The 762-nt window shown below is 69.8% G+C and carries 1 protein-coding gene; it reads left to right on the top strand.

The annotated features are described in order from the left end of the window. Positions 1–762 (top strand): chaperonin GroEL (gene groEL / locus Aph01nite_RS40990; RefSeq protein WP_204046490.1); only part of this gene is annotated, 762 nt, incomplete at both ends.

Raw genomic sequence — 762 nt, 5'->3', positions numbered from 1 at the left:
TTCGGCGACCGCCGCAAGGCGATGCTGGGCGACATCGCCACCCTCACCGGTGGCCAGGTCATCAGCGAGGAGCTGGGCCTGAAGCTGGAGTCCACCTCGCTGGACCAGCTGGGCAAGGCGCGCAAGGTCGTGGTGACCAAGGACGAGACCACGATCGTGGACGGCGCCGGTGACGCCGAGGCGATCGCGGGCCGGGTCAACCAGATCCGCGCCGAGATCGAGAACACCGACTCCGACTACGACCGTGAGAAGCTGCAGGAGCGGCTGGCCAAGCTGGCCGGCGGCGTGGCGGTCATCAAGGCGGGCGCGGCCACCGAGGTGGAGCTGAAGGAGCGCAAGCACCGCATCGAGGACGCGGTGCGCAACGCCAAGGCGGCCGTGGAGGAGGGCATCGTGCCCGGCGGTGGCGTGGCGCTGCTGCAGGCCAGCGCGAAGGCCTTCGACAAGCTGGAGCTCTCGGGTGACGAGGCGACCGGTGCGGCGATCGTGAAGAAGGCTCTGGAGGAGCCGCTGAAGCAGATCGCGGTCAACGCCGGCCTCGAGGGCGGCGTCGTGGTGGAGAAGGTGCGCAACCTGACCCCGGGTGAGGGCCTGAACGCCGCGACCGGTGAGTACGTGAACATGTTCGACACCGGCATCATCGACCCGGCCAAGGTGACCCGGTCGGCGCTGCAGAACGCCGCGTCCATCGCGGCGCTGTTCCTGACCACCGAGGCGGTCATCGCCGAGAAGCCGGAGAAGAACGCCGCTCCGGCCGGCGGC

It is taken from the genome of Acrocarpospora phusangensis (assembly GCF_016862995.1).
GTDB lineage: Bacteria > Actinomycetota > Actinomycetes > Streptosporangiales > Streptosporangiaceae > Acrocarpospora > Acrocarpospora phusangensis.
This window is presented reverse-complemented; position numbering and strand designations above follow the sequence as displayed.